The 4,284-nt window shown below is 74.2% G+C and carries 2 protein-coding genes; both read right to left on the bottom strand.

The annotated features are described in order from the left end of the window. Positions 1-38: 38 nt before the first annotated feature. Positions 39-2,885: a CHAT domain-containing protein gene (locus tag AOK22_RS02480; protein ID WP_055696862.1), complete on the bottom strand. Its 2,847-nt coding sequence runs from the start codon at positions 2,883-2,885 to the stop codon at positions 39-41. Between the two features lie 181 nt (positions 2,886-3,066). Next, positions 3,067-4,284, bottom strand: a 1,218-nt coding sequence (locus AOK22_RS02475; RefSeq protein ID WP_055696861.1) for a M28 family metallopeptidase, incomplete at its 5' end; no start/stop codon positions are given.

Raw genomic sequence — 4,284 nt, 5'->3', positions numbered from 1 at the left:
TGCGGAACGCCTGCCCACGGCAGCGGGGCCAGTGGCTGTCACCAGCCCAAGTGGGTGAAGCCTGCCCAGGCCGTCAGGTCCGTGCTCTTGATGCGGGGGAGTTGGGCGTGGAGGCGCGGGGGCATGCCCGGTGGGGGCCGACGGGAGTCGTTGAGCATCCACAGTTGCGCGCGGCGCAGGGCCTGGCCCGGGGGGAGGCCGTCCGTGTGCAGGTAGTGGTGCGTCATGTACATCAGGAGTGACGTCGCCTCGTCCGGCACCGGCCACATCGAACCGATCACCGAGCGGGCGCCCGCCACGAGGAACGCCGTGGCCAGGCTGTACGCCTCGTCGTAGCCGCGCCCGGACACATGGGTGCGGCACGCCGCGAGGAGCACCAGTTCGAGATCCCGGTAGCCGGGCGTCCCCTCGGTCAGCTCCTCCGCGGTCAACTCGCCACCGGAGAGCACGAGATGGGAGCTGTGGCGCCCGCCGTGCCGGACCACGCCGTGGCAGGCGAGGTGCAGCGTGCCGCCGCGCTGGCGCCGCAGCCACGACCGCACCGCGGCGGGCGTCGCCGTGCCGGGGCCGAGGAGTTCGCCGCCGGGGTGGAAGGCGCGGTGGACGGCCGCCGCCTCCTCGCCCGCGTGGTGCAGGTCCTGGGTCGGGTCCCCGACGACGAGGGCGTCGCGCGTACCGGCGCCCGCGGCGGGCCGCGCGGCCACCTCGCACAGCATCCGGGCCGACGGGACGGCGGAGATCTGCGCCTGCTGACAGGCGTACACCCGCGTGCCACGCCGTCCGGGCAGCCGTGCGGCGTGCCAGGGCACCACGCCCAGCTCGCCCATGGGGACGAGCGCCACGGTGGGTGCCGTGCCGTAACCGCGCGGCAGCCGGTCCAGGAGCGGGCCCATCACCGTGCTGCCCGCCCAGTCGCAGAGCCGCTCCAGCGCCCGGCCGCCGTCCGGCGGCGCGGCGGGGGCCGCCGGGGGCGGCGGCGGAGCGGTGGGCGGCCCGCCCGCGTCGCGCACGGTCCCGGACTGCGCGTGATACTGCGTCAACTGCACCGCGTCCAGGGTGAGTCCGGGCAGTTCGAGCGCGCCCACGGTCCCGTCGGCGGCGACGACCAGCGCCGTGCCGGGGACGCCGTCGCCCGCCGGTACGAGATAGACCAGCGCGGTCGTGCCCATGGCGCGCAGCGCGTGAGCGATGTCGCCGGGCGAGGGGACGTCGAGGATCCGCCGCCGCACCGGCGACGTGACGAGCGCCTCCAGGGCGCGCCGCCGCAGCCGGCTGGACGGGCCCGACGCCGCGGCCCGGCCGGTGAGCGCCGCCTCCTGGTCCAGCTCGGGCCCCACGGCCCCCGCCGCCCGCCACTCGTCCGCGAGGGCGGCCGCGCCGACGGCGTCCAGCATGTCGGGCACCGTGGCCGACACGGTGGCCGCGTGCAGCACCAGGCCGCGCCCGGAGTCCAGGGCGCGGACGGCGTCGTCGAGCGCACCGTCGGCCAGGCACCAGCGGGCCACGTCGAGCGCCCGCTCCCCGGCGCGGCGCGCGCTCTCCGCGGCGTGCGCGGTACCGGACTGGAGCAGGGCGCTCCACGACGCGGCCCGCACCGCGTCCAGGCCCACGCGGCGGGCCTCGGCGTGGTTGAGCGTCCTGGCGCGGGAGTGGGGCTTGTGCGCGTCGCCGCGTACGCGATAGGCGCTCGCCAGCGACATGCCCGTGGTGACCCGCAGCGGGTGCTCGGGGCCCTCGGTCAGCCGCAGCGCGTGGGTGAGCCAGGAGATGCCCTGGTCGCGATGGTGGGTGCGCTCCGCGTGCGACGCCCGCGCCCGCTGGCCCTGGAGGAGATGCGCGTTGCCGAGCGTGGAGGCGGCGCGCATCCAGCGGTCGTCGTCGGGTTCGACGAGGTCCAGCGCTTCGTCCAACAGGCCCATGGCGTCGGCGACGTCATCGGGCGCGTCGGCGAAGAACGCGCGCGCCAGGCGGCTGGTGCCGGTCTCGACGAGCCGGTCGGCGCGCGCGTTGCGCGGCAGCCCCGCGATCAGCCGGCGCACCTCGTCGATCGGTGGCAGGTCCGACGCGGTCACGGGCGGCAGCACGCCCCCGTCGCGGCGTGCGCGCAGGATCGCCAGGTTGCTCCGGTCGATGTCGAGGGCGGACTGCATGCCGAGGCGGTCCATGTGGTCGATCGGCAGCCGCGCCAGGACCGCCTCCTGGAGGCGGATCTGCTCGGCCAGCGCGTCCGGGTCCTCGCGCCGTACGGCCTGCTGCGCCCGGAAGGCGGCGAGCTGCCCGTCGACGGCGAGCCGCAGCCCGTCGTCGAGGATCGGCGAGTCGCGCAGCCGGGCGATGTCGTCGACGGCCGAGTCGAAGTCGTCGTCACCGCCGCCGAGTTGGGCGAGATGGGCCCGGAGGGCGGCGTGCTGGAGATCGATCGCGTCGCGCTGGGGACTGCCCGGCGGCAGCGTGCCGCGGGCCTGCTCCAGACGCGCGAGGTCGGCCTCCATCGCGGCGGGGTTCTCGCCGGTCGGGTACTGCATCCCGGACGAGCTGCCCACCGTGGTGATCATGGCCTGCCACTGGGCGTCCGCCGGTCCGTGCTCGCGGGCCGCGTCGCGCAGTTCGTCGAGCTGGTGGCCGGGAAGCTGCCCGTCGTACCGCAGCATCGGCAGGATGGTGAGCACCTGGCCCGCGCGCATGCCGGAGATGAGCGTCCCGGTGGGCAGCGCGCGCCAGTCGGCGTAGAGCATGGCGTAGGCCTCGGCGCCCGTGGCGCAGCCGAGCCGGTCGAGGACGAGTTCGGTGAGCCGGTTCAGGTCCCGGGCGTCGGTCATGCCCTGGGCCGCGGTGTTCTTCACCTCCCACGTCAGGGCGTGGAGGTCGTACGTCTTGCCCGGCATGGCGGCGGCTTCCTTCCTGGCGGTCCGTCCTCGGCGGCACTCGGCTGATGAAGCGTCAGGACGCTTGAGGCCGCCTTGACTTGTGGACATGATCGGGCACGAGTGCCCCGCGTCACAAGCCGGTGCGGGACGGACGGGACGAGGGCCGTGACGCGCCCCCGTCCCACCGCTGGACCGGGTGTCAGAACGTCAGCTTCCAGCTGTTGATGTAGCCGGTGTCCTGCGCGGCCACGTCCTGGACGCGGAGCTTCCAGGCGCCGTTGGCCGCCTTCGCGGACGCGTCGACGGTGTACGTCGCGATGACGTCGTCCGCCGAGTCGTTGCCGCTGGAGTCCTTCAGGCGGTACGCCGTGCCGTCGGGCGCGAGCAGGTCGACGACGAGGTCGCCGCGCCAGGTGTGCCGGATGTCGACGCCCACCTTCAGGGCGGCCGGGGCGTTGCCGGTGCGTCCGGTGACGTTCACCGTCGAGGTCACCGCGGCGCCGTTGTCCGGGATGGCGACGTCCGTGGTGTTCTCGTACGCGTCGCCGGGCGGCACGGTGGCCTCGGTGCCCAGCGCCCACACCGCGTAGGCGATGGCGTCGCTGTTGCGGTCGAGCGCGGTGTCGTTGACGTTCGACGTGGTGTCGCAGGACGAGTGGTAGCAGCGGTCGAAGGCCTGGCCCGCCGTGCCGCCCCACTTCTGGGCCTGCGCGCTGGACTTGGCGCGCTCGGCGCCCGAGAACAGACCGCCGACGGGGATGCCGACGTTCTTGAACGGGGCGTGGTCGGAGCGGCCGTCGCCCTCGGTCTCGATCTCGGTCTGGATGTTCAGGCCCGCGTAGTAGTCCTTGAACGTCTTCTCGATCGTGGGATCGTCGTCGTAGACGAAGTAGCCCGCGTTCGGCGAGCCGATCATGTCGAAGTTCAGATAGCCGCTGACCTTCGAACGCTCGGCGCTCGGCAGGTTGTTGACGTAGTAGCGCGAGCCGACCATGCCCAGCTCCTCGGCGCCCCACCAGGCGAACCGCAGATGCTTGGTCGGCTTGAGCTGGGCGCGCGAGACGGCCAGCGCGGTCTCCAGGACGCCGGCCGAGCCCGAACCGTTGTCGTTGATGCCGGGGCCCGAGGAGACGCTGTCGAGGTGGGCGCCCGCCATCAGGACCTTGTTGGGGTCGCCGCCGGGCCAGTCCGCGACCAGGTTGTAGCCGGTGCCGCCGCCGGAGGTGAACTGCTGGACGCTGGTGGTGAATCCGGCCGCGTCGAGCTTGGCCTTCACGTAGTCGATGGAGGCCTTGTAGCCGGGCCTGCCGTGGGCGCGGTTGCCGCCGTTGGCCGAGGCGATGGACTGCAGCTGCGACAGGTGCGCCTTGACGTTGGCGAGGGGGATGTCGGGGGCCGCGAGCGTCGGGGAGGGCGC

Source organism: Streptomyces silaceus (assembly GCF_001419745.1).
In the GTDB taxonomy this organism is placed as follows: Bacteria; Actinomycetota; Actinomycetes; order Streptomycetales; family Streptomycetaceae; genus Streptomyces; species Streptomyces silaceus.
Note: the sequence above shows the minus strand (reverse complement) of the source record. Positions and strands in the feature narration are given on the sequence as shown.